Raw genomic sequence first — 21,729 nt, 5'->3', positions numbered from 1 at the left:
CAGCCACGAGCAGAGTCTGAAGCGATCACGACCGCCGAGGTGGGACCTTGATCGGCGTGTCACCACAAACAGGGCAAACCCAATCTGCTACGGCACTAGTCAGATCGGTAATACTTCGTGCATGACGGACATATCGATTGCGCCTGAGCACGCCTGCTACATCGGCCCAGCAGCCGGAGGCCTGATCAGCTCTGCCTGGTGTAGCTCGGCGTTTGAAAACACGCTCCGCGCGCTCTCTCCGAGCGTCACCGAAGAACACGTAACGAGCCTCGACCTGCTCCTTTATAAGGACCACAAGTTGGAGATCTATTTCGTTCCGTTCGACTGGGTGAATGTCCGCGCTCGGGTGATGCTCGTGGGCCTCACGCCGGGTCGCCAGCAAATGCATCTTGCAGTACGGACCGCCGCGCGTGCACTCCAGGGTGGCAAGCCCCTCAACGACGCGCTCAAGGAGGCGGACGAGGTAGGGAGCTTCGCCGGTTCTATGCGCACCAACATGATCTCCATGCTGGATGGGATCGGGCTTCAGACCGCACTTGGGGTCAGCAGCACTGCCCAGCTTTTTGCCGAGCGGTCTGATCTCCTGGCGAGCACGTCTGCCATTTGCCACGCCGTGTTCATCCAGGGAGCGAACTACTCCGGGTCGCCTGCAGTTGATCGTCATCCAGTACTGACCGCATTTGCCCGACAAGTCCTCAACAAGAACCTCGAAATGGTCCCTGACGCGCTCGTCATCCCTCTGGGCAAGGCTGCCAGCAAGGCCGTCGAGCTCACGAACGTCTCGCCCGATCGAGTTCTGTATGGATTCCCGCACCCGTCCGGCGCCAACGGGCATCGGGCACGTCTGTACGCCGAAGCACGTGAGGCGATGACGCAACGAGTTCGTACGTGGACCGGATCTTCCTGATCGAGCCCTTCTCGAAGATCTCGGTGATGCCCGTCCACAGCCGCCCGAATCTGGCATCGGCTCCCTCAGGTTGAGTGCCGTCATCTACTGGAACCGGGTGGGTGCGCTCCGGTGAGACTGCTCCCGCTGAGCCCTGAGCACCGGCGGGACCAACGCCGGACCATCGCCCCAACGATCACGCTTTTCGGAGCCTCCGAGGGATGACGGCGATTGTCGCGTCAGCCGCGTCCTGCGCGAGCTTCGGGACAACGGACGTGTAGACATCCGCAGCGAAGCTCAGGCACGAGTGGCCCAGTCTCATGGAGATCACTTTCAGGTCGATCCGCGAAGACTTTTCTCGCGCGTTTCGCCTGCTCGTTTTGACCTCGGGGATCCAAAGTGGGGACCTCTCGCTCGACATGAACCGGAGCCGTACATACATGGCCAAGGTTCTCAGCGGTCAGCTTCTGCCTTCGCCTTCCCCGCCTACTCACTCTCCTGCGAACGCTTCATCTCTCCGCGCTCGAAATTGATGCTTGGATGCAGGCACTCCTATGACTTGAGCCCGAACCAATTCTTCGGCCGCGTCAGGTGCGGCCGAAGCCGAGCAGGCTCCCCGTCATGATCTGTCAGCGGCCGAGAATGAACTCACTGGCGCGGGGGATTGATACTGCTAGCTCTGTGGAAGGCCATCCACGCGCGGCTGGACAACTACCACCAGATCGCCACCGCCCAGGCCTGCCAGTCATTCCGCAACGTGCAGATGGCGAAGGTAGCCGGGTTCGTCCTCCTGATCGTCTTCGCGACCCTGACTCTCTACGCCCAGAGCACCGCAGTCGCGGTCGTTACCGAGCGCGTTGGGCGCGACATCGGCGGGGTTTGCCGCCTACATCAGCCGAACCTTTGTCGGTTCCCAGAAGACAGCGGCCACTTATCTGCGCTCCTGCTTTGACCAGCCGCTAGTTCTTCTCGCTTGATGTGCCCCGCGGCATGTTGCCGCCCCTGCGTCGGATCAAACGACACGGACAAAGCTGCAGGGGAGTGAGGCATCCGATCGTGAAGCTGGTCAGAACACGTCGGTGACCACGGCGCGCAGCTTCGATGCCGACGACGAGGTGGAGATGAACTCTTCCGAAGCGAAGGACGCCTCCTCGCCCGTCATCTCAAACGAGTTGATCTGCGGGTCCTCGCCGCCGCGCACCTCGTACGTCACCGTGAACTCCTGATCACTGGTCAGGTCGGGGCCGCTGTAGGACGGCTTGATCCGGTAGGTGATGTTGCAGCCGGCGCTGCCGAAGCAGGCCTTCTCCAGGATCCGAATGGAAATCTTGAAGTCGCTGGCGGAAGGCGTATTGGTGGGCTCAGGCGTGCTGTCGTCGATGGCCGAGTCTGCCGGCGCTGGAGTGCGTGTGGAGGTGGCGACGGCGATGGGCGCGGTAGCCAGGCCGGCGCACCCGGTAGTGAGGAGCGCGAAGGCGGTCAGGATCGACAGGCTACGGGGGTGGGCGTTCACGAGGTCTCCCATTCCGGACATTTCACGCTGCGTTTGCAGTTCGTGACACATTGTGAGACATCCCAGGTGAGACGTAGGTTCGCGGCCGTGTCGGAACTGTGATGCGTGGCTCTCGGTCTCGGAAATGAGTCGGGGCCGCCGCTGACGGTGGGCCATGCGGCGGCCGACGGCGCCCCTGCTATCCCTTTTGGGAAGAGCGGCCTCGTGCGGTCCACGCATCGGCCCTTGGGCCGTTCCAGAACTCAGAAGCTTGGTTCAGGCCCGGCATCGCGTGCGGCCGATCGAGTTGGTGATCGAGAGCGGCTCGGTATCAGAGAGATCTCCGATACCTGTCCACGAGGCGCAATGTCCCATGAGTGGATCACGCCTCACAAGAGCCTCCGGCTCCGGGATGATCGCCGCGCCGAGTGGCAGGACCGTGGGTGGTTGAGAGGGGAAACCAGTACAGCGCGTGGGATTACCGTCGCCCCAAGCCGAGAACTTCGACCACGTGACCGTAATGGCCGCCCCTGCGCGGGGTGGTGGCACGAGGAGAGGGACTCGACCATGCCCAAATACCTGATTCAGGCGACCTACACCGCCGATGGCCTCAAAGGAGTGTTGCGAGATGGCGGCACCGGACGTCGGCAAGCGGTGGAGCATATGGCGGAGAGCGTCGGCGGCCGGGTCGAGCAGATGTATTTCGCGTTCGGCGAGACGGACACGTATGTGATCCTCGACCTGCCGAGCAATGCGGCTTCGGCCGCTGTGGGGCTCACGATATCGGCGTCCGGGGCGGTGCGAACGAAGACGGTTGTTCTGCTGACGCCGGAGGAGATCGACGATGCCGCGCGGATGGACGTGGCCTACCGGGCTCCTGGCGCGTGACAGCCGGGTGAATGCGAGCGTCCGGACTGCGGCTTGTATGGCGTCATCGGAACGGGTCGCAACGCCAACCGGGGTTCGAAGCCCGATCCTTCGCAGGTAGAAGGCCCTCACCTTGAGATCGGGGTGAGGGCCTTCTGTGGTTGATGCGGTGTGGTGCGGACGTTCCGGATGGGGGTCCGGGGAAGTCGGCTCCTGGGGGGATGAGGTTCGACGGCGCCGTGGATGGGGTGGGCGGCACGGTGCCCGTTGGTGGCTATCTACGTCGGCCGGTGAATGTGGGCATTACCACCACGAATAATACCATCCGGGATGGGAATGAATGTAGCCGCAGTTGCTGACCTGGTAATAGTAGTCCATTTCCCGCCGAGAATTGCTGCACTCTCGGAGCGATTGGAACGGACCCATCCATATTGCCGCTATATTGACAGGATCGCCGTTCGGTGATCCCGGTGCACGGAATTCAGTATTGTCAGCGGCAATTGCCGGCCCTGCTGATGAGATTATCGTGGCCGCGGTCGCAGCGGTCACGGCCAGTCTTGTGATGACCCTCACTTGTCGGCGGTCTCCGTTCTGAATGCGAGTTCTTCGACCGGGTCGGCAAAGGCCCGGCGCGGGACCCAGGCAAGCAGGGCGCGCTTGTCGGAACCTGTCGCGGCTCTGTCGTCAGGTTGAGAGGCGGAGGTGGGCCGGCGCGTGGGAGGGCGCGTGGGAGGGCGGCGGGTCAGGTGGGGCGGTTCTCGTGGAGTGCGGGGCCGCGCAGGACGCGCCAGAGCAGGTACGACTGCAGGAGGCCGGCGGCGGTGAGGAGCGCGACGAGCAGCACGGGGTCCCCCATCGAAGGGGGGACCAGGTCCCAGCCCCACCAGATCAGTGGGCCGAGAGGGACGGTGATGATCATGAGGGCGACGCCGGTGAGCAGGATCGGATCCTGCACGGTCATCAGGATCACCGCTGAGACGACGCCGAGGATCACCACCAGACCGGCGTACGTGCCGGCGACGATTGCCGCGACAAGGCCTCTCCGGTAACGCCTCATCCGGTAACGCCTCATCCGGTCACGCTTTCTGGGCTGCCTGCAGAGGAGGCCGAGTGTACTCTTCGAGGCCGTTCGGTGATCGCAGGTGACAGGTCGCCCCTGGAACTGGGACGGGATCGCGTACACATGACGGCGTGCCCGGGCGGAGGGTCCGAGCACGCCGTCATGTGGGGAGTCAGCCGGTGACGAGGGTGAGGCCGAAGGCGTTCAGGATCTCGTTGACGGGCTGGTGGTACGTGGTGCCGCCGGACGAGCAGTTGCCGGAGCCGCCGGAGGTCACGCCCTGGGCCTGGCTGCCCGAGATGAACGGGCCGCCGGAGTCACCGGGCTCGGCGCAGACCGAGGTGCGCGTGAGGCCGCTGACCGAGCCCTGCGGGTATGTGACGGTGGCGTTGTGCTGCTGGATGGTGCCGCAGCGCCAGCCCGTGGTCGAGCCGGAGCGGCAGACGGAGGAGCCGACCACCGCCTGCGTGGAGCCGCGGACGATCACGTTGGCGCCGCCCGAACCGCGTACCCACGGGCGCGGCGTGTGGCCGGGGGTGGCGACCCAGGCGTAGTCGTTGCTCGGGAACGACGAGCCCTGGAAGGTGCCGCTGGGGTTGGAGGTGGTGTTACCGGCCCGGCCGCAGTGGCCCGCGGTGACGAAGCCTGGCGTCGAGCCCCTGGTGACGGCGAAGCCGATGCTGCAGCGGCTGGAGCCGATGTAGTAGGGGGCGCCGCCGATGATGTCCATGTACGGGGTCGGGCGCTCGGCGGTGGCCGAGACGGTGACCGCGTTCTTGTCGACGCCGGCCGCGTCGGCCAGGGCCTGGGCGGCCTCCGCCGTGGGGGCCTGGACGGCGACCTTGTTGGCGGTCACGTCCACGTACCAGAGGGCGGCTCCTGACCGGGTCCTCTGCGGGGCCTGGTCGAGCCGGGTCATGATGGCGTCGAGCTGGGCGAGTGTGCGCTCGACGACCACCGGCTGAGCGCCCTGCGCCTCGATCTCGGCGCTCTCGGCCGGGTCGGTGGTGGCGACCACCAGCTTGGAGGCGTCCTGGTTCAGCCAGGCGCCGCCGTAGGAGTCGTCGCCGAGCCGGCCGCTCAGCGTCGCCTGGGTGGCGGTGGCGCGCTCCTCGTTCGCGAGCCGGGTGTTGGCCTGCTCCTCGGTGAGGCCGAGGTCGCGCTCCATGGCGTCGATCATCGTGGGTGGCGCGGGGGAGGGAGAGGCGGATTGAGGGGGTGTGTCAGCGGCTGCGGGACTGAGGGGGGTGGCCAGGCAGGCGGCGAGTACGGCGGCGCCTACCAGCCCACAGCTCTTACTCAACATTTGCACTCCTTGTAACGGGATGCAGTCAAGTTAGCGGCTGGCAGAGATCTACGGAAGTCATACCAAAGGGGTCATATCTTCCCGTTATGGCGCACCAGAAGGGACAACTGGCCGCACGGTCCCCGCCTGTCCCCCGCCGAGCCGCAGGTCGGATGCTTGACAAGCTGTCAGGAAGGAGAGTCGAGACGCCTCTGCTGCCACCAGGGCAGATCGGGGGACGCGAGCGGATCCGGTGAGGTGCGGCTGAGGTAATACCGATCAACGGGGAGGATCAGCCCGTACAGGTACGGTCTCGACCACGGCGGTAAGGCCGAGAGAGCCCGGTGAAGGCGCAGGCGTGGCGCGTCGCCGGTGCATTCCTCGCACAGGCACCTGCCGAAGACCCGGCCGGTGGTTCCGACGAGGACCGCTGCCTGCCAGGCCACCAGGCTCGCCCCGACGTCGCCTGGTCGCATGCGGGTGTGTTCGAGAGCCGTCACCGCGGCCATGGGGCGGCGGCCGAGCCCGGGGACGTGATGGATCAGGGCTCTGTGGGTGCCGCACATCGATCCCGGTGTACGGACCTCGGAAGGGCGCCTACGCGGCACGGCACTTTCTGGTCGGGGTCATGAGGACGATGATCGCATGAAGGGCGCCCGCCGGGCCTTTCCAGGGGATATGCCGAAGGTGGTGACGGTGTTCTCGGCGGCTCGGCGTACTGCGCGATAGGAGGGCACTGATGGAGGCCCCTCGCGTTTTATCAGCTCGGTCCGGATCATTTCCGCGAAATGCTCCGCCTCCTCGTGAAGGGCGGGCATCGCCCCGCGTAATACGGGCTGATCGGCCGGCGAATGCCATTCTGGCGGATCGAGGAGTTGAGCGAGCCGAGTCCCCCGATCTTCGGGACCGATCACCCGCCGCCACCAGTCCAGCCATTCTGCCGCGGCCTGCCGGCGCAGGTCTTCGGCTATTTCGGCGGTGTGGTCGGTGACATCGCCGGACAGCGGAGGCGGTATGTCCGCGCCCGCGCCTACGTTCAGGCCGAGTGCGTCGCGTACGTACAGAGCCGCATGAGGGAGTATGTCGACCGGCTCTTCGAAATCGCCACGACTCGCTGTTCGCGAACGTCATCGTGTCCCCCTCGCAGGATATGGAGGTGGTCCAGGAGGCACGTTACGCCCCGGGCAGTCTTCCGCCTGGACAGGATGACGTCGCCCCCGGAAGTCCCGAACCGGCGCACAGTTCGGTGATTCTCACTGGATCGAGGGATGGCTGTTGCCGGGCCTCTTCCTTGATCTTCGCCGACGTGGGGGTGCGAGAACAAGACTGTTTCTGGCCGGTGCGGCCTGTGAAACTGCCGGTCGTGATGGATGACTTCGCCGGCCTCGGTCGTCGGCTCGCGCATGTTCGCTGGGTCGCCGGTGGCACCGGCACGGGCAAGAGCACGCTGAGCCGGGTCCTGGCCGAACGGTACGACGTGCTCGTGTACGACGGCGACCTGGCCGAACGCGGCTACGTGCGGCGGTGTACCCCGCAGCGACAGCCCCACCTGGACGCGCTGCTGCGAACGCCCCTGGAACAGCGGTGGGCCGGGCGTACCCCGGAGGAGATCTTCCTGGCGATGCCCAGCCTGCACGGCGAGACGTTCGGATTCGTGGTCGAGGACCTGCTCGCCCTGCCCACCGACCGGCCGGTGGTCGTCGATGACTTCCGTACGCTGCCCACCGAGGTCGCGCCCTTGCTGACGCGGCCCGAGCAGGCCGTGTTTCTGCTGCCCACACCCGAGTTCCGCCGCCGCGCGCTGGGCGACCGGTTCGCCGACACCGATCGGGCACGGGCGAACTGGGGGGACGTAGACCACGCCGAAGCGTTCGCGATGAGGCTGGCCCGTGACGAGCTGTGGGATCGGGAGGTACGCCGCCAGGCGCTCGAACTCGACCTCCCGATCCTGGAGGTCGACGGGTCACAGGATGTTGCCCGGCTGGCCGGCCGGCTGGCCGCGATGTTCTGGAACGCCCAGTGAGCGTCCGATGAACGCCCGGGGAGGCGACTCGGTGTGAGCCGCCTCCCCGAGGCCGGGACGTCAGAGCTGGATGGTGTGCGTGGTGCGGGTTCCGAGCAGGCGGTTGTCGCGGTAGAACCAGCACTTGGCCTTGTAGTGGTCGTTGTTGGTGCCGCGGATGCGCGGCGTCAGGAACAGGATCGCGTTGTTCTGGTGCTTGCTGTAGATCCCGTGCTCGTGCCAGCGCGGGAGCGGGAAGCCGTGGCGGTGCAGGGGACGGCAGGTGATCGCGTAGAGGCCGCGGCCGCAGCCGCTCGCGCCGGCGCCGATCTGGTAGCGGGTGTTGCTGCGCCGGTAGATGTTGGCGGCGATGCGACAGGCCGCCCCGGCCGAGGTCTGCGCCGCCGCGGTCGAGGTCTGCGCCGCCGCGGTCGAGGTCTGCGTCACGGTGGTCGAAGTCCGCGCCGCAATGGCAGTGGTCCGTGACGCGGTGGTCGCCGCAGTTGGCGCCGCAGTTGTCGATGCAGTTGTCGACGCGGTGGTCGATGCGGCGGCGGGGGCCGTGGCGAGTACGGGGCTGAGGGTGATCGCGGCGCCCAGAGCGGTCAGTGCGCCTATGACTCTGGTCATGGTGCCTCCTGTCGGGTGAGGGGGTGCGCTGCTGTCGAGGCTCATGGCCGCCGACGGCCTTGAACAGGCTCTGACGTTGCGCATTAATGGCTGCAACAACCGCACCAACCCCGACGCCGGCGGAGGCTGCCGTGGCACGCGGTGGACGCAAGGATCGCCCGATCGATCGGCACTCCGGTCCGTTGGCCGGCTTCGTCGACGACCTGCGGCGGTTGCGGGGGGCGACGTCGCTGCAGGAGATCGGCAGCCGCATGGGGTACCACTCCAGCACGGTGTCGCGCCGCCTGAACCCGGACGAACCACCTTCGCTGGACTTCGTCAGGGCGTACGTGACGGCCTGCGGAGCCGATCCCGGGCTGTGGGAGGAGCGGTGGCGGGAGCTCATGGAGCCCTCCGCCGGCAGCGCCGATGGGCTCGCGTACCGGCCTCCGGCGGTCAGGCCGGCACGCCGCCGGGCAGTGCTCTGGGGCGTCAGCCGCCGGGCGATGCTCTGGGGCGGCATCGGGGCGGCGGCGGCCGTGGTGGCGACCCTGGTCGTGGTGTCACGGCCGCTCGGCCCGCCCCCACCGGCCGTGTCGGCCCCGGCCTCCAGCCCCGCGCCTCCGGCGGGCGGCGCGGGCTTTCCCTGGAGGATCGACCGCATGGCCTCCCGCCTGAACTCGCACGTCTGGTCCCAGGAGGCCGCCGGGAGCGTCGAGATCTGGGCCAACCTGGCCTGCCCGCGGAGCGTGACGCCGTACTGGATCGCCCTGCGGCCGGAGGGCGAGGCCGTACGGTTCACGTGCGGCTCCTGGCAGCACCACCGGTGGGAGTCGGCCCGGCCGGGGAGCCATCATTTCGAGGTCTGGAAAGTCGACGACGGGCAGGCGCTGAGCGGGGAGGGAGTGCTCCGCTCCAGCACGCTCATCGCCGAGCAGACAAAGGCGGCGTCACCGGGCTGATAAGGACGGGCTCTCGGCCGGGGGCCGGGCGAATGCACCGCGGACGGATTCGCGCGATCGCCAGAATTCGTTCCCCGGAATGGGCTGACCGCCGAATTGCCGGTGGTGGTCACAGGAAGGCCGGCCAAAGCGTCGGCTGTCCCTTGGCAGGGCTGCGTACCATTCTCCCGTGATCTTAGGATGGCTGTTCCTCTTTGTGATCCTGGGTATTCCCTTCCTGCTGGCCGCCGGCTCAGTGGTGTTCGCCGCGTGCCGTGCGGGGCTCGCCGCGGTCGTCGCGGGGCTGCTCCCGTCCGACACGACCTTCCGGCGACGCGGCCGGCTCCCGGAGTGATGCGGCCCGCCACCGATCGCGGGGGGCCGGTTGAGCGGGCGCGCGCTCGCCACGGCGCGCGCGCCCGGCCGAGGGATCACACCTGGAGGACCGACAGGATGTTGCCCGCCGGGTCGGTGAACCAGGCGATCGGCGGGCCGCCGTCGCCCCTGGCCACGCCGTGCTCGTCCTGCTCGAAGCCCTCGTAGCGCTCGAACCGCACCCCGCGCGCCGTCAGCTCCGCCACCGCCTTGTCGATGTCCTCGACGGGGAAGTTGAGGATCGTGTACGTGGCCGGGACGTGCGCGTCCCCCTTGGGATAGGCCAGCACCTCCGTGCCGCCCGCCAGGTGCAGGGTCAGCAGGCCGTTGGCCTCCGAGACCCGGATGCCCAGGGTCTCGCCGTAGAACTTCCCGGCGGTCTCGATGTCGTTCACCGAGAAGCCGCTGAACGCCTTGCTCGTGCCGAACATGGTCACATCCCCCCTCGATGCGCCTCGCTGAGCTGGATGATCTGGACGTAGTTGCCGTCCGGGTCGATCGCGGTGGCGAACAGGCTGCCGTCTCGGTCCTCGAGCTCGGCCAGCCAGGTCACGCCCGCCCGGTCCATACGGGCCGCGACGGTTCGGGCGTCCGCCACGTCGAAGTTCATGATCACCCTGCCGGGTTCCGGGTTCTTGTCGGCCACGTCCGTCCTGGAGTCGATGAACAGGAAGAAGTCCCCGAACTTGAGCACCCGGTACCCGTTGACGTCGGTGTCGCCCTCCGGGTCGAGTACGGCGGCGTACCAGGTGCGCAGGCGGTCGGGGTCGGTGCTGGACAGCAGCAGGCTGCCCAGGACGGGTCGCTTCATCGCGAGGTCCTTTCTCTCGTCGATGTGCAGACCCGGCGGCCCGGCGAAAGTCATCGGCCCCGGGAAAAGATCATGTCCGATGCTTCCGATCGCGGCGCCACCGGCCGCCGACGTGAAATGGCGCGGCGCGCCCGGGGAAAGGGCACGCCGCGCGGTTTCGGGGGCCTAGCCGACTCTGAGGGTGAGCCCGTACGCGCTCAGGGCCTCATTGACCGGCTGGTGATATGTCGTACCGCCGACCGAGCAGTTGCCCGAGCCGCCGGAGGTCATGCCCTGGGCCTGGCTGCCCGAGATGAACGAGCCGCCGGAGTCGCCGGGCTGGGCGCACGCGCTGGTGCGGGTCAGGCCGGTGACGGTGCCCTGGGCGTACCGGACGGTGGCGTTGTGCTGCTGGATGGTGCCGCAGCGCCAGCCGGTGGTGGAGCCGGAGCGGCAGATGGACGAGCCGACCGAGGCCTGCGTGGAGCCGCGGACGGTCACGTTCGCGCCGCCGGAGCCGCGTACGTACGGCGTGGCGGTGTTGCCGGGGGCGGCGACCCACGCGTAGTCGTTGCCCGGGAACGACGAGCCCTGGAAGGTGCCCGTCGGCTGGGTGGTGGCGTTGCCGGCCCGGCCACAGTGCCCTGCCGTGGTGAAGCCGGGGGTGCTGCCCCTGGTGACGGCGAAGCCGACGCTGCAGCGGCTGCCGCCGATGTAGTACGCCGCGCCGCCGATGATGTTGATGTACGTGGTCGGCTGCTCAGCGGTCGCCGCCACGCTCACCGCGCTCCTGTCGACGCCCGCCGCGGCGGCGAGGGCCTCGGCGGCCGCGACCGTGGCGGCCTGGATGGAGACGGTGTTGGTGGTCACGTCCACGAACCACAGGGCCGCGCCGAGCTGGGCGCGCCGCGGTGCCCGGTCGAGCTGCGCCATGACGCCGTTGAGCTGTGCCATGGAGCGCGAGACGACGACGGGCTGTGCGCCCTGCGCCTCGATGGCCGCGGTCGCCGCCGCGTCCGTGGTGGCGACCATGAGCTTGGAGGCGTCGGCGTTGAGCCAGGCCCCGCCGTACGAGGCGCCCAGTGCGGTGGTCAGGTTCGCCTCCACGGACATGGCCTTCTCTTCGTTGGCCAGCCGGGTGACGACCTGCGCCTCGGACAGACCGAGGTCGCGCTCGAGTGCGTCGATCATGGTGGGGGGTGCGGGGGAGGCGGATTGAGGTGCTTGGTCGGCTGCTGCTGGGCTGAGTGGGGTTGCCAGGCTGACGGCGAGGATGACGCCGCCGACCAGCGCACAGCGCTTACTCAACATGTGCACTCCTCGGGTGGGGGTGCTGTCAAGCTAACGGTTGCTACGAATCCTGCTTAGATACCAAACGAGCACTATTTCGGTGTTATGGCGGCTTTTTGGTCGTAGACCTGAATCGGGAATTTGCCGCCTTAAAGGTGAACATCCTGACGGATCGGTAAGGTCCCGTTGCTGGAGGTGTTCTCTGTGCGTAATGGTGTTCGTCATCTGCTCGGCGCCGGTGCGGGCCTGCCGGCCACGCCGTTGATCGCGGCGGGCTTCCTGGGCCACGCCCATCTCGCCCCGGAGTGGGTCGCGCTCGGCACGCTCACCGCCACCATGGCCTTCGTCGGCGTGCTGGCCGGGTCGCGGATCTCGCCGCTGGCGTCCCTGGTGCCCGGCCTGGTCTTCACCGGGTTCGGCGCGGCGGCGCAGGCGGGCGTGCCCTGGCTGGTGCCCGTCCTGCTGCCGCGCCCGTACGTCGAGACGTACCTGGGGCTCCTCGACACCTGGGCCCTGCCCGTCGGGTGCCTGCTGCTGGCCGCCTCGGTCTTCCCCTCCCGCTGGCGCGGGGCCCGGCAGGAGCCGCCGCGACCGCCGCAGGACGAGGAGGAGGTGCCCGAGCCGCCGCCTCTGCCCAAGCGAATTCCGTCCCGCTACTGACCGTAATCCTGGGCCCGGTGAACCGAAGAAACGGGTATGGAGATCAGACGGATTCGCGAGGGCGAGGGCGAGACGGTCTGCGGCCTGTGGGACCGCATGTGCGCCGAGACGCCGGGCGGCGGGCCGCTCAGCGATGAGGGCCGGCGCGACCTGGCCCGGATGCTGTCCATGTCCGCCTGGCACCGCGACGCCTTCTGCCTGGTGGCGGAGGCGGACGACGAGCTCGTCGGATTCGTCAAGGGCCGGCTCGGCGGCGGCGACGGCCTGCTGCCCGGCCTGGTCGGGGAGATCGACTCCCTGTACGCCCTGCCGCGCGAACGCGGCGAGGGCGTGCCCAGGGCCCTGGCCGAGGCCGCGGTCGGGTGGCTGCTCGGGCAGGGCGCGCGGACCGTCCGCCACCTGTCCGACCGCGCGGCCACGGCCGACCACGACTTCTGGCAGGCCATCGGGTTCGAGGCCGACCTGGTGTGCCTGTCGCTCTACCGCGACGACTGAGCCGCCAGCAGGGCGATGAGCACGTACGGGAGCGTCAGGAGCGTGAACGTCACCCCATGCGACGCGTACGGCGACGCCGCCCCATAGGCGGTGTAGACGGTCAGCGTGACCACGTTCGTGCCCAGGCCGGCGACCGAGGTCACGGTGGCGCGGGCCGGGCCGGTGATGCGCTCCTGCAGCCGCACGTCGGCCAGCACCCCCGCGAGCTGGAACGCCCCGAAGGCCACGGCGATCGGCACGAACCCGGCCGCGTGCCCGCTGGCCGCCCCCGCCGCCAGGGCCGCCGCCGCCAGGCCGAGCGTCAGGGCGTACGCGCGGGCGGGCATGCGCTCGGCCGGTCCCGCCAGCAGGCCGCCCGCCGTGGCGCCCACCCACACCAGGAGGATCAGCAGCGGGATCGTGGTCTTGGCCACGCCCGTCTCGGCGCCCAGGTACGGCACGTACTCCTCCAGCGCACCCCAGATGGCCGTCACGAAGGAGACCAGCAGCACCGCGCGCAGCACGCCGCGGTCCGCGCGGGCCTGGGTGATCCCCTCACGCAGGATCGCCAGGTAGCGCCGCTCCCCGGCCGAGCCGGGCGTACGGTGCTCGGGCAGCGTCAGGGCCACGGCCGCGCCCACGACGCAGGCCAGCACGCTGGCCATGCCCACGACGGGGTAGCCGCCGGCGGCGAAGACGGGCACGGCCAGGCCGATGGCCGCCGCGTTGGCGACCAGGCCGAGCGAGGTCGCCCGGCCCATCACGGTCGCGTAGCGGTGAGCCCGGCCGCGCCGCTCCAGCTCCTCGTAGGCCAGGGCCTCGTACGAGCCCGAGATCAGCGCCTCGCCCGCGCCCCACAGGACGAACCCGAGGGCGAACACCCAGTAGGACGGGAACAGCAGCCACAGCGCGAACCCGAGGCCCGTCAGCAGCGGGCCCAGGAACAGGAGCAGACGCCTGGAGACCGTGTCGGCCCAGGCGCCCGAGGGGACCTCCAGCAGCAGGCCCGTCAGCGACCAGATGGCGAACAGGGAGGAGGCTTGGGCGACCGAGATCCCGGTGTCGGTGAACAGCAGCGTGTAGACCGGGTAGATCAGGATGAATTCACTGAGGAACGCGTAGACGTACAGCGATGCGACGAGCATGGGCCTTCCAGGGGGACGAGTAGGGACTCCGAGTGCTCGTCGTCTCGGAGGCCCGCGCCCCTTGGTTATGGATCAATGTCGCCAGGTCATGAGGACGAGTCTAGAGCGACAGGTCCCCGATGCGCGCGCGAAAATCGCGCCGGCCCAGCGCCCGCAGCATGGCCCCCAGCATCTCCTCCAGCGGCACGGGCAGCTCCGCGTCCAGCTCGCGCATCGCCCGCGCGGTGGCCTGCCACTCGGCCTCGATGAGGGGGAGCGCGGCGCGGGACTTGTCGGTGAGGTGCGCGATGCGGTGGCGGGCGTCGGCGCCCTTCTCCATGGTGACGAACCCGTCCCGGCGCATCTGGATCACGGTCTGGCTGGCGGCCGAGTGGGTCACGCCGATGGCCTTGGCCAGGTCGCGGATGGCCATCGGGCCCTGTTCGACCAGTGTGCGCACGACGGGGGAGTAGCGGGGCCGGTATTCCGGCAGGCCGACGCCGGCGTAGACGTCGGCGATGGCGTTGTCCATCAGCTCGTGGACGTGACGCATCAACGTTCCCAGTCCGGTCATGAGGTTAAAGTAACAGCGCTGTTGATTCCATGGCGGGCGTGCTGGGCTACGCTGCGGGACGTGGGGCTGGCAGTGAGCGTGGTGGTCCGCTATCGCAAGGCGGTGACGTACGGCGTGCACGCGCTGCTCGCCGCCCTGGAGACCGCGGGGGTCGAGCACGACCTGCGGCTCGGCACCACCCCCGAAGAGACCGCCGCGCACATCGTGGCCGGTGAGGCCGACCGCGTGCTCGTGCTCTGGTCGTTCTACTCCCCTGACGCCGAGGCCATGGCCGCCGAGCTGGCCACGGTCAGGTCGCTCAGCGGCGGGCGGGGGCTGCACATCGCGGGCGGCGTGCACGCCACGGCCGAGCCGCAGCAGGTCATCGACGCCGGCTGGGACCTGGCGGCGATCGGCGAGGGCGAGTCCACGATCATCGCCCTCGTCCGGGCGCTGCAGCGGGACGAGCCGCTCACCTCGGTGCCCGGCCTGGCCATCAAGGACGCCGACGGCGTCGCGCTGCGCACCAGGCCGGCGCCGCAGTTGCCGCTCGACGCCTACCCCTCGTTCACGGGCAGGAACGGGCCGATCGAGATCACCCGGGGCTGCCGCTACACCTGCCGCTTCTGCCAGACGCCGTTCATGTTCGGCGGCCAGTTCCGCCACCGCTCGGTCGCCAGTGTGCGCGAGCACGTGCGCGGCATGGTCGCCAGGGGCCTGCGCGACGTGCGGTTCATCACGCCGACCTCGCTCTCCTACGGCTCTCCCGGGCCCGACCCCGACCTCGACGCGGTGGAGGGGCTGCTGGCCGGGGTCAAGGAGGAGTTGCCGCCGCACGGCCGGGTGTTCTTCGGCAGCTTCCCCTCCGAAGTGCGCCCCGAGCACGTCACCCCGGAGGCCATGCGGCTGCTCAAGCGCTATGTGGCCAACGACAACCTGATCATCGGCGCGCAGTCGGGATCCGACCGGGTGCTGGCCGCCTCCGGGCGCGGTCACGACACCTCGCCCGTACGCGATGCCGTCCGGATCGCGGTCGAGCACGGCTTCCGGCCGAACGTGGACTTCATCTTCGGCATGCCGGGCGAGACCGAGCAGGATCAGGCGAGCTCGCTCGAACTCGCCTCCGACCTGGCCGACCTGGGCGCCCGCATCCACACGCACACGTTCATGCCGCTGCCGGGCACGCCGTGGCGCGACGCCGAGCCGGCGTTCATCCCGCTGGCGACCATGAGCGAGCTCGACCGGCTGGCCCAGCGCGGCGACGCCTACGGGCACTGGCGCAAGCAGGCCGAGCACGCCGCCCGCCTGGCGGAGACGGCCAAGGCCTACCCCCGCCGCACCCCTCGCCGCCGCACCCCCTGACCGCACCGGGCCCGGGAATCGTGACGACGGGCGGGGTCAGTCCCGCTCGTCGTCACCGTCGAAGGTTTGCAGCACCCGTTCGAACGCGTCGCTGACCGGACGCAGCGCCTGCGAGAACGCGTTGACCAGCGGACCGAAGATCTCGGTCACCTCGGTCATGAAATCGGGACTCTTGGTCTCGGGAGGCGCCCAGCGCATGGCGTCAGCGCTCAGGGTCTCCCACTCGTCGACGACACCGTCGATGGCGTCGAGCACATGGTCAGGATCGCTTGGCATGACCGTTCTCCGTGGAAGTCGGCCGTGGAGGTCTCCGCGGAAGGAGGGGTCGATGCTTCCACGGTACTTCAGACGGGGATGGACACGCCCACGCCGCCCCTGGTCTGTGCGCCGTACCGCTGCTTGTCGGCGCTCAGGTCGAGCGCGCGGATGCTGGTGCGGCCGGCGAGGATCTCCTCGGTCAGCAGCGCGGCCGGCACCAGCCACGACACCTCGAACTCCAGCCCGTCGGGGTCGCGGGCGTAGAGCGCCTTGGTGGTGCTGTGGTCGGAGGCGCCGACCAGCGCGTTCAGCTCGGACAGCTTGGCCTCGACCAGTTCGAGCTCCTCGAGCGTGTCGACCTCCCACGCCAGGTGATAGAGGCCGACGGAGGTGCGGCCGGCCGTTGAGGGGGCCGCGTTCGCACCGATCTCGAACAGGCCCAGGTCGTGGTCGTTGGACGAGCCGGGAGCCTGGAGGAACGCGGCGCCCCGCATGCCCATGACGACCTCGAAGCCGAGGGCCTCCCGGTAAAAGGCGACGCTGCGCTCCACGTCACGGACGTAAAGGACCGCGTGGTTGAGCCGCTGGACCGGCATGGTCTACCCCTTTCGACAAAGTTCTGCCCCAAGTATATGAGAGTTCAACTAAATTGGGAGGGTGACCAGATGGCTGGATGAGGACGAACAGCACGCCTGGCGGAACCTCGTGGCCGCGACCCAGCTCCTCAACGAGGCGCTCGACCGGCAGTTGCAGCGGGACGCGGGCATGCCGCACACGTACTACATGATCCTCGTGGCGCTCTCCGAGGCGCCTGAGCGCTCGATGCGCATGAGCGAACTGGCCGCCAGGGCCCAGAGCTCCCAGAGCCGTCTGTCGCACGCCGTGGCGCGCCTGGAGGAGCGCGGGTGGATCCGCCGCGAGCGCTGCCCCGCCGACCGTCGCAGCTTCTTCGCCGTGCTCACCGGCGACGGCTACGCCGCCCTGGCCGCCGCCGCCCCCGGCCACGTCGAGGAGGTGCGGCGCAGCCTGTTCGACATCCTCACCCCCGAGCAGGTACGCCATCTCGACGAGATTTGCGCCACCGTCCGGAACACGCTGGAGAGGTAGCGAGCGAAGTGTCGTGCGGAGGCCGTAGCGTTCTCCCGGTACCCGAACAAGGAGATTGCCGAATGCACGACACCGAAGAGGCTCTGTTCCTGGCGGTCCACGGCATCGCGGGGCGGTTCGCCGGCCAGCCCGTGCCTGTGGTGATGGACGCGCTGCTGCGCGACCTGCCCAAGGCGCCCGGCCTCGAGGTGACGGAGATCAGGAAGATCGCGGAGGAGATCAGCGTGGGGCGTGATCCCTCGGGCTTGTGAACAACTGATCACCAGGGGAGCATCGAAGGCATGTACGAGCCAACCCCTGATGATCGATTCACTTTCGGTCTGTGGACGGTCGGCTGGCAGGCGCGCGATCCGTTCGGGGACGCCGCTCGGGCGCCCCTCGACCCTGTCGAGAGCGTGCATCGGCTGGCCGAGCTGGGGGCCTACGGCGTCACCTTCCACGACGACGACCTGCTCGCCGTCGAGCCCGATCGCGACCGGGCGATCGCGGCGTTCAGGAAGGCGCTCGCCGAGACCGGGCTGAAAGTGCCCATGGCCACCACCAACCTGTTCACCCACCCCGTCTTCCGCGACGGCGCCTTCACCAGCAACGACCGCGACGTGCGGCGCTACGCGCTGCGCAAGGTCATGCGCAACCTCGACCTGGCCGCCTCGCTGGGCGCCACCACCTACGTGTGCTGGGGCGGCCGCGAGGGGGCCGAGTCCGACGCGGCCAAGGACGTGCGCTCGGCGCTCGGGCGCTACAAGGAGGCCATCGACCTGCTCTGCGGCTACGTACGCGAGCACGACTACGGTCTCCGCTTCGCCCTCGAGCCCAAGCCCAACGAGCCCCGCGGCGACATCCTGCTGCCCACGATCGGCCACGCCCTGGCGTTCATCGGCGAGCTGGAGCATCCGGAGATGGTGGGCCTCAACCCCGAGGTCGGCCACGAGCAGATGGCCGGGCTCAACTTCGTGCACGGCATCGCCCAGGCGCTGTGGCACGGCAAGCTCTTCCACATCGACCTCAACGGCCAGCACGGGCCCCGCTTCGACCAGGACCTGATCTTCGGGCACGGCGACGTGATGAGCGCGTTCTTCCTGGTGGACCTGCTGGAGCACGGCGGCTACGACGGCCCCCGCCACTTCGACTACAAGCCGCTGCGCACCGAGGAGCCATCGGACGTCTGGGCCTCGGCCGCCGCCAATATGCGGACATATCTGATTCTTCGGGAGCGGGCCCGAAACTTCCGCGCCGATCCGGAAGTACGTGACGCGCTGCGCGCCTCCCGCGTCGACGAGCTCGGCCTGCCCACGCTCAACCGCGGTGAGACGCTGGCCGACCTCGCCCACGACGACTTCGATCCGGATGAGGCCGCGGCGCGCGGATACCATTTCTCCCATCTGAACCAGCTTGCGCTGGAGCACTTGTTAGGAGTTCGTGGGTGACGCTGGTCGCTGGGGTCGATTCCTCCACGCAGAGTTGCAAGGTCGTCATTAGGGACGCGGAGACGGGAGCGCTGGTGCGGCAGGGCCGCGCCGCCCACCCCGAGGGCACCGAGGTGCACCCCTCACACTGGTGGACCGCGCTGCTGCGGGCCATCGAGGAGGCCGGCGGGCTGGACGACGTGGCCGCCATCAGCGTGGGCGGGCAGCAGCACGGCATGGTCTGCCTCGACGAGTCCGGAAACGTCGTACGCGAGGCCCTGCTGTGGAACGACACCCGTTCCGCCCAGGCCGCGCTCGACCTGATCGGCGAGCTGGGCGGCCCCCAGGCGTGGGCCGACGGCGTGGGCCTGGTGCCCGTCGCCTCGTTCACCGTGACCAAGTTGCGCTGGCTGGCCGAGCACGAGCCGGACAACGCGCGGCGCACGGCGGCGGTGTGCCTGCCGCACGACTGGCTCACGTGGCGGCTGGCGGGCGCGCTCGCCTCGGGCCCGTTCGACGCGGCGGCCTGGCAGGACGCGCCCACGCCGCCCCTCGACCGGCTCACGACGGACCGGGGTGACGCCTCGGGCACGGGCTACTGGTCGCCGGCGACGGGCTCCTACCGTACAGACCTGCTCAAGGCCGCCTTCGGCGCCGTCCCGCTGCTGCCCAGGGTGCTGGGCCCGGCGGAGGAGGCCGCGGGCGGGCGGGTCGTGATCGCGCCGGGCACGGGCGACAACATGGCCGCCGCGCTCGGCGTGGGCGCCCGGCCGGGCGACGTCGTCGTCTCGCTCGGCACGTCCGGCACGGTGTTCGCGGTCGCGGAGACGCCCAGCGCCGACCCCACGGGCGTGGTGGCGGGCTTCGCCGACGCGACGGGCCGCTTCCTGCCGCTGGTGTGCACGCTCAACGCCGCCCGCGTCATGGACGCCGCCGCCCGGATCACCGGGGCCGGGCTCGACGAGCTGAGCGACCTGGCCCTCCAGGCTCCGCCGGGGGCGGAGGGTCTCACGCTGGTCCCGTACCTGGAGGGGGAGCGCACGCCCAACCGCCCGACCGCGACCGGCTCGATCCACGGCCTGACCCTGGCCACCTCCACCCCCGCCCACCTGGCGCGGGCGGCCATCGAGGGCATGCTGTGCGGCCTGGCGGACGCGCTGGACGCGCTGGCGATGCGGCCGGAGCGGGTGCTGCTGATCGGCGGCGCGGCCCGGTCCGAGGCGGTCCGGCGCATCGCCCCCACGATCTTCGGCGTCCCGATCACGGTGCCCCCTCCCGCCGAATACGTCGCCAACGGGGCCGCCTACCAGGCCGCCACGCTGGTGACCACCCCCGACTGGGGTTCCGAGGACACGGAGTCGTACGAGGGGGAGGCGGTCCCCGAGATCCGCGCCCGCTACGCCCGCGCGACCCGGCACATCCTCGACTGATCCTCAGAGCCGGGCCGCGAGCGCCTCCAGCAGCTCGGCCTGGCGATCCGGATGCACGGACGCCAGGTTGAGCGAGAGGTGCGTCTCGTCCGCGCCCGCGGCCGCCGCCCGCTCCAGGTCGCCCAGCACCAGGTCGAGGAACGACTCCTCGGAGATCGGCCCCGCCGGATGGTCCTGGACGGTGTTCACCACGACGGTGCCCTTGCCGCCGAACCCGCGGTAGCGCTCGACGGCGCGGCGGGCGTCGTCCCAGCCCGAGGGCAGGGCCACCGTGATGAAGCCGTCGCCGACCCGGGCGGCGCGTTCGATGGAGCGGGGCACGAGCGCGCCGACGAAGAGCGGGATCGTGGCGCCCCACGGCTTGGGCCCGACCGCCGACAGCGGGATCCGGTAGTGCTCGCCCCGGAACTCGACCGGATCCGGCCCCCAGCACGCCCGCATCGCGGCGATGTGCTCCTCGAACCCGGCCCCGCGGCGGCTCATGGGCACCCCGGCGGCCTCGAACTCCTCGGCGATGCCGTACGCCGTCTCCGGGGTGCCGCCGCCTCCCTGGCCGACGCCGGCGTCCAGCCGCCCCCGTGACAGCCGGTCGAGCGTGGCCAGCCGCCGGGCCAGCAGAATCGGCGGCTGGTAGATCGCGTTCACGATGCCGGTGCTCACCCTGATCCGCTCGGTGTGGGCGGCGGCCCAGGTCAGCGTCTCGATCGGGTCCCACACGTGCGACCGCGGCAGGTCCGCGCCGTTGTGCCAGCCGGGCTGGGCGGGCATGAGCAGGCGCTCGCTCACGGACACGGCGTGGAAGCCCAGCCGCTCGGCCGCCCGCGCCACGGTGACCACGCCGTCCGGCCCGGCATGGGGTCCGAAATGCGGCAGGCTCACGCCGATACGTGGGATGTTCATCGGTTCCTCCTCTGGATGGTCGTTCCTGAGGTGGTCGGAGCACGACCGGCGAACTTGCCGTCCTTCCGGCTCCCGTCTCAGGGTCGCCTCAGGGACGGGTCGGGGACGGGGCCTGATGTGCGCATTCGCGCAGAACGGAAGAGTTGCCCCCATGACCGCAGCAAAGAGGCTCTACCCCCTGATCGCCTGTGCCTCGATCCTGTTCTCGGTGGTCGCCGTCGTCGTCGGGCAGTTCGGCCCCGACCCCTACCTCGACCCCATGAACATCACCGTCAGCGAGTACGCCGTGTCCGACCGCGGGGGCGTCACGGAGGTCGCGATGGCGGTGCTCGGGATCGGGTCACTGGCGCTGCTGGCGGGCCTGCGAGCGGCGGGGGCGCCGATCAAGGGGATGCCCGAGCGGTTGCTGCTGGTCTGGTCGGGCGCGCTGGTGGTGGCCGCGATCGTCCCGACGACGCCCATCGGCCACGACCTCGACCTCGCGGCCCAGATCCACCGGTACGTCTCCATCGCCGCCTTCGTCAGCCTGCCCGCCGCGGGCGCCCTGATGGTTCCCAGACTGGCCTCAGACGCCTCCTGGAAGCCCGTGGCGAGGGTGGTGGAGTGGGTGGCCCTGGCCGGGGGGTTCGGGCTGCTGGCGATCACCTACGTCGCCATGCCGGGCGAGCGGGTCATGATCGGGCTCGTGGAGCGGTTGCTCCTCGGCGCGGAGGTCGCCTTGCTGGTGGTGCTGGCGGCGTGGCTCGTGCGGCTGACATGGCGCCGACAGGGCGCAGAAGCCCTCAATTTCCCGACATATCACAGATTTATCGCTAGTCGATCTTAAAACCATCGCGTTCGGTGCTATTCTCTCCCGCG

At 69.5% G+C, this 21,729-nt stretch carries 25 protein-coding genes; 13 read left to right on the top strand and 12 right to left on the bottom strand.

Annotated elements, in window-relative coordinates:
- Window positions 1-121: 121 nt before the first annotated feature.
- Entirely contained in the window at window positions 122-907 is a 786-nt protein-coding gene (locus AB0I15_RS41885) for a uracil-DNA glycosylase family protein (RefSeq protein ID WP_358109001.1), read from the top strand.
- A gap of 1,045 nt (window positions 908-1,952) precedes the next feature.
- Here AB0I15_RS41885 and AB0I15_RS41880 read toward each other — a convergent pair.
- On the bottom strand, window positions 1,953-2,399 hold the full coding sequence (locus AB0I15_RS41880) for a hypothetical protein (protein ID WP_358108998.1): 447 nt from the start codon (window positions 2,397-2,399) through the stop codon (window positions 1,953-1,955).
- A gap of 546 nt (window positions 2,400-2,945) precedes the next feature.
- On the opposite strand from AB0I15_RS41880, the gene AB0I15_RS41875 reads away from it, so the two are divergent.
- A complete protein-coding gene (locus tag AB0I15_RS41875; RefSeq protein WP_358108995.1) occupies window positions 2,946-3,266 on the top strand; it encodes a GYD domain-containing protein in 321 nt (106 codons plus the stop codon).
- Between the two features lie 721 nt (window positions 3,267-3,987).
- On the opposite strand, the gene AB0I15_RS41870 is transcribed toward AB0I15_RS41875, so the two are convergent.
- Together AB0I15_RS41870 and AB0I15_RS41865 are read right to left on the bottom strand one after the other, a co-directional pair.
- Window positions 3,988-4,302: a hypothetical protein gene (locus AB0I15_RS41870; protein WP_358108993.1), complete on the bottom strand. Its 315-nt coding sequence runs from the start codon at window positions 4,300-4,302 to the stop codon at window positions 3,988-3,990.
- A gap of 175 nt (window positions 4,303-4,477) precedes the next feature.
- A complete protein-coding gene (locus AB0I15_RS41865) occupies window positions 4,478-5,473 on the bottom strand; it encodes a S1 family peptidase (RefSeq protein ID WP_358108990.1) in 996 nt (331 codons plus the stop codon).
- Between the two features lie 1,480 nt (window positions 5,474-6,953).
- On the opposite strand from AB0I15_RS41865, the gene AB0I15_RS41860 reads away from it, so the two are divergent.
- Entirely contained in the window at window positions 6,954-7,613 is a 660-nt protein-coding gene (locus AB0I15_RS41860; protein WP_358108987.1) for a hypothetical protein, read from the top strand.
- A gap of 60 nt (window positions 7,614-7,673) precedes the next feature.
- Here the strand turns inward: AB0I15_RS41860 and AB0I15_RS41855 are convergent, their stop codons facing one another.
- Window positions 7,674-8,039, bottom strand: a complete 366-nt coding sequence (locus AB0I15_RS41855) for a hypothetical protein (RefSeq protein ID WP_358108984.1) — start codon at window positions 8,037-8,039, stop codon at window positions 7,674-7,676.
- 365 nt (window positions 8,040-8,404) lie between these two features.
- On the opposite strand from AB0I15_RS41855, the gene AB0I15_RS41850 reads away from it, so the two are divergent.
- The gene (locus AB0I15_RS41850; RefSeq protein ID WP_358108981.1) at window positions 8,405-9,163 is read left to right on the top strand and encodes a helix-turn-helix domain-containing protein; all 759 of its coding nucleotides are present in this window, start codon (window positions 8,405-8,407) and stop codon (window positions 9,161-9,163) included.
- A 169-nt stretch (window positions 9,164-9,332) separates the two neighbouring features.
- The gene (locus AB0I15_RS41845) at window positions 9,333-9,497 is read left to right on the top strand and encodes a hypothetical protein (protein ID WP_358108976.1); all 165 of its coding nucleotides are present in this window, start codon (window positions 9,333-9,335) and stop codon (window positions 9,495-9,497) included.
- 76 nt (window positions 9,498-9,573) lie between these two features.
- Here the strand turns inward: AB0I15_RS41845 and AB0I15_RS41840 are convergent, their stop codons facing one another.
- From AB0I15_RS41840 to AB0I15_RS41830, 3 genes are all read right to left on the bottom strand, one after another.
- On the bottom strand, window positions 9,574-9,948 hold the full coding sequence (locus tag AB0I15_RS41840; protein ID WP_358108973.1) for a VOC family protein: 375 nt from the start codon (window positions 9,946-9,948) through the stop codon (window positions 9,574-9,576).
- 2 nt (window positions 9,949-9,950) lie between these two features.
- Window positions 9,951-10,328: a VOC family protein gene (locus tag AB0I15_RS41835; protein WP_358108970.1), complete on the bottom strand. Its 378-nt coding sequence runs from the start codon at window positions 10,326-10,328 to the stop codon at window positions 9,951-9,953.
- Between the two features lie 165 nt (window positions 10,329-10,493).
- Complete coding sequence (locus AB0I15_RS41830) at window positions 10,494-11,498, bottom strand: S1 family peptidase (protein ID WP_358108967.1); 1,005 nt, start codon at window positions 11,496-11,498, stop codon at window positions 10,494-10,496.
- A gap of 303 nt (window positions 11,499-11,801) precedes the next feature.
- On the opposite strand from AB0I15_RS41830, the gene AB0I15_RS41825 reads away from it, so the two are divergent.
- Both AB0I15_RS41825 and AB0I15_RS41820 read left to right on the top strand, forming a co-directional pair.
- Window positions 11,802-12,257, top strand: a complete 456-nt coding sequence (locus AB0I15_RS41825; protein WP_358108964.1) for a hypothetical protein — start codon at window positions 11,802-11,804, stop codon at window positions 12,255-12,257.
- Window positions 12,258-12,293: 36 nt separating this feature from the next.
- Window positions 12,294-12,752, top strand: a complete 459-nt coding sequence (locus AB0I15_RS41820; protein WP_358108961.1) for a GNAT family N-acetyltransferase — start codon at window positions 12,294-12,296, stop codon at window positions 12,750-12,752.
- On the opposite strand, the gene AB0I15_RS41815 is transcribed toward AB0I15_RS41820, so the two are convergent.
- Together AB0I15_RS41815 and AB0I15_RS41810 are read right to left on the bottom strand one after the other, a co-directional pair.
- The gene (locus AB0I15_RS41815) at window positions 12,737-13,876 is read right to left on the bottom strand and encodes an MFS transporter (RefSeq protein WP_358108958.1); all 1,140 of its coding nucleotides are present in this window, start codon (window positions 13,874-13,876) and stop codon (window positions 12,737-12,739) included. The two genes, AB0I15_RS41820 and AB0I15_RS41815, sit on opposite strands and share 16 nt — an antisense overlap.
- 100 nt (window positions 13,877-13,976) lie before the next feature.
- The gene (locus AB0I15_RS41810) at window positions 13,977-14,429 is read right to left on the bottom strand and encodes a MarR family transcriptional regulator (protein ID WP_358108955.1); all 453 of its coding nucleotides are present in this window, start codon (window positions 14,427-14,429) and stop codon (window positions 13,977-13,979) included.
- 60 nt (window positions 14,430-14,489) lie between these two features.
- Here AB0I15_RS41810 and AB0I15_RS41805 point away from each other — a divergent pair, with 60 nt between their 5' ends.
- Window positions 14,490-15,770, top strand: coding sequence for a TIGR04013 family B12-binding domain/radical SAM domain-containing protein (locus tag AB0I15_RS41805; RefSeq protein ID WP_358108952.1), 1,281 nt, complete (start codon window positions 14,490-14,492; stop codon window positions 15,768-15,770).
- A gap of 36 nt (window positions 15,771-15,806) precedes the next feature.
- Here the strand turns inward: AB0I15_RS41805 and AB0I15_RS41800 are convergent, their stop codons facing one another.
- Together AB0I15_RS41800 and AB0I15_RS41795 are read right to left on the bottom strand one after the other, a co-directional pair.
- Window positions 15,807-16,025, bottom strand: coding sequence for a hypothetical protein (locus AB0I15_RS41800; RefSeq protein ID WP_358108949.1), 219 nt, complete (start codon window positions 16,023-16,025; stop codon window positions 15,807-15,809).
- A gap of 89 nt (window positions 16,026-16,114) precedes the next feature.
- Window positions 16,115-16,624: a VOC family protein gene (locus AB0I15_RS41795; RefSeq protein ID WP_358108946.1), complete on the bottom strand. Its 510-nt coding sequence runs from the start codon at window positions 16,622-16,624 to the stop codon at window positions 16,115-16,117.
- Window positions 16,625-16,685: 61 nt separating this feature from the next.
- Between AB0I15_RS41795 and AB0I15_RS41790 the strand changes: the two genes are divergently transcribed.
- From AB0I15_RS41790 to AB0I15_RS41775, 4 genes are all read left to right on the top strand, one after another.
- Entirely contained in the window at window positions 16,686-17,135 is a 450-nt protein-coding gene (locus AB0I15_RS41790) for a MarR family transcriptional regulator (protein WP_358108943.1), read from the top strand.
- A gap of 62 nt (window positions 17,136-17,197) precedes the next feature.
- Window positions 17,198-17,386 (top strand): hypothetical protein, encoded by a 189-nt coding sequence (locus AB0I15_RS41785; protein WP_358108940.1) that lies wholly within the window; start codon window positions 17,198-17,200, stop codon window positions 17,384-17,386.
- Between the two features lie 30 nt (window positions 17,387-17,416).
- Window positions 17,417-18,562 (top strand): xylose isomerase, encoded by a 1,146-nt coding sequence (xylA, locus tag AB0I15_RS41780; protein WP_358108936.1) that lies wholly within the window; start codon window positions 17,417-17,419, stop codon window positions 18,560-18,562.
- Window positions 18,559-19,971 (top strand): FGGY family carbohydrate kinase, encoded by a 1,413-nt coding sequence (locus AB0I15_RS41775; RefSeq protein WP_358108934.1) that lies wholly within the window; start codon window positions 18,559-18,561, stop codon window positions 19,969-19,971. Before xylA ends, AB0I15_RS41775 begins: the two co-directional genes overlap by 4 nt.
- Window positions 19,972-19,974: 3 nt before the next feature.
- On the opposite strand, the gene AB0I15_RS41770 is transcribed toward AB0I15_RS41775, so the two are convergent.
- Window positions 19,975-20,871, bottom strand: coding sequence for a TIGR03619 family F420-dependent LLM class oxidoreductase (locus AB0I15_RS41770; RefSeq protein ID WP_358108930.1), 897 nt, complete (start codon window positions 20,869-20,871; stop codon window positions 19,975-19,977).
- A gap of 151 nt (window positions 20,872-21,022) precedes the next feature.
- Between AB0I15_RS41770 and AB0I15_RS41765 the strand changes: the two genes are divergently transcribed.
- Window positions 21,023-21,697: a DUF998 domain-containing protein gene (locus AB0I15_RS41765; protein WP_358108927.1), complete on the top strand. Its 675-nt coding sequence runs from the start codon at window positions 21,023-21,025 to the stop codon at window positions 21,695-21,697.
- Window positions 21,698-21,729: the final 32 nt, after the last annotated feature.

It is taken from the genome of Nonomuraea sp. NPDC050643 (assembly GCF_040654715.1).
GTDB lineage: Bacteria > Actinomycetota > Actinomycetes > Streptosporangiales > Streptosporangiaceae > Nonomuraea.
This window is presented reverse-complemented; position numbering and strand designations above follow the sequence as displayed.

What these genes read in the sequence shown, in the direction of transcription:
- AB0I15_RS41885 (WP_358109001.1), top strand. Translation starts at nt 122, where the DNA reads ATGACGGACATATCGATTGCGCCTGAGCACGCCTGCTACATCGGCCCA.
- AB0I15_RS41875 (WP_358108995.1), top strand. Translation starts at nt 2,946, where the DNA reads ATGCCCAAATACCTGATTCAGGCGACCTACACCGCCGATGGCCTCAAA.
- AB0I15_RS41870 (WP_358108993.1), bottom strand. Translation starts at nt 4,302, where the DNA reads ATGAGGCGTTACCGGAGAGGCCTTGTCGCGGCAATCGTCGCCGGCACG.
- AB0I15_RS41865 (WP_358108990.1), bottom strand. Translation starts at nt 5,473, where the DNA reads ATGGAGCGCGACCTCGGCCTCACCGAGGAGCAGGCCAACACCCGGCTC.
- AB0I15_RS41840 (WP_358108973.1), bottom strand. Translation starts at nt 9,948, where the DNA reads ATGTTCGGCACGAGCAAGGCGTTCAGCGGCTTCTCGGTGAACGACATC.
- AB0I15_RS41835 (WP_358108970.1), bottom strand. Translation starts at nt 10,328, where the DNA reads ATGAAGCGACCCGTCCTGGGCAGCCTGCTGCTGTCCAGCACCGACCCC.
- AB0I15_RS41830 (WP_358108967.1), bottom strand. Translation starts at nt 11,498, where the DNA reads ATGATCGACGCACTCGAGCGCGACCTCGGTCTGTCCGAGGCGCAGGTC.
- AB0I15_RS41820 (WP_358108961.1), top strand. Translation starts at nt 12,294, where the DNA reads ATGGAGATCAGACGGATTCGCGAGGGCGAGGGCGAGACGGTCTGCGGC.
- AB0I15_RS41815 (WP_358108958.1), bottom strand. Translation starts at nt 13,876, where the DNA reads ATGCTCGTCGCATCGCTGTACGTCTACGCGTTCCTCAGTGAATTCATC.
- AB0I15_RS41810 (WP_358108955.1), bottom strand. Translation starts at nt 14,429, where the DNA reads ATGACCGGACTGGGAACGTTGATGCGTCACGTCCACGAGCTGATGGAC.
- AB0I15_RS41795 (WP_358108946.1), bottom strand. Translation starts at nt 16,624, where the DNA reads ATGCCGGTCCAGCGGCTCAACCACGCGGTCCTTTACGTCCGTGACGTG.
- AB0I15_RS41785 (WP_358108940.1), top strand. Translation starts at nt 17,198, where the DNA reads ATGCACGACACCGAAGAGGCTCTGTTCCTGGCGGTCCACGGCATCGCG.
- xylA (WP_358108936.1), top strand. Translation starts at nt 17,417, where the DNA reads ATGTACGAGCCAACCCCTGATGATCGATTCACTTTCGGTCTGTGGACG.
- AB0I15_RS41770 (WP_358108930.1), bottom strand. Translation starts at nt 20,871, where the DNA reads ATGAACATCCCACGTATCGGCGTGAGCCTGCCGCATTTCGGACCCCAT.
- AB0I15_RS41765 (WP_358108927.1), top strand. Translation starts at nt 21,023, where the DNA reads ATGACCGCAGCAAAGAGGCTCTACCCCCTGATCGCCTGTGCCTCGATC.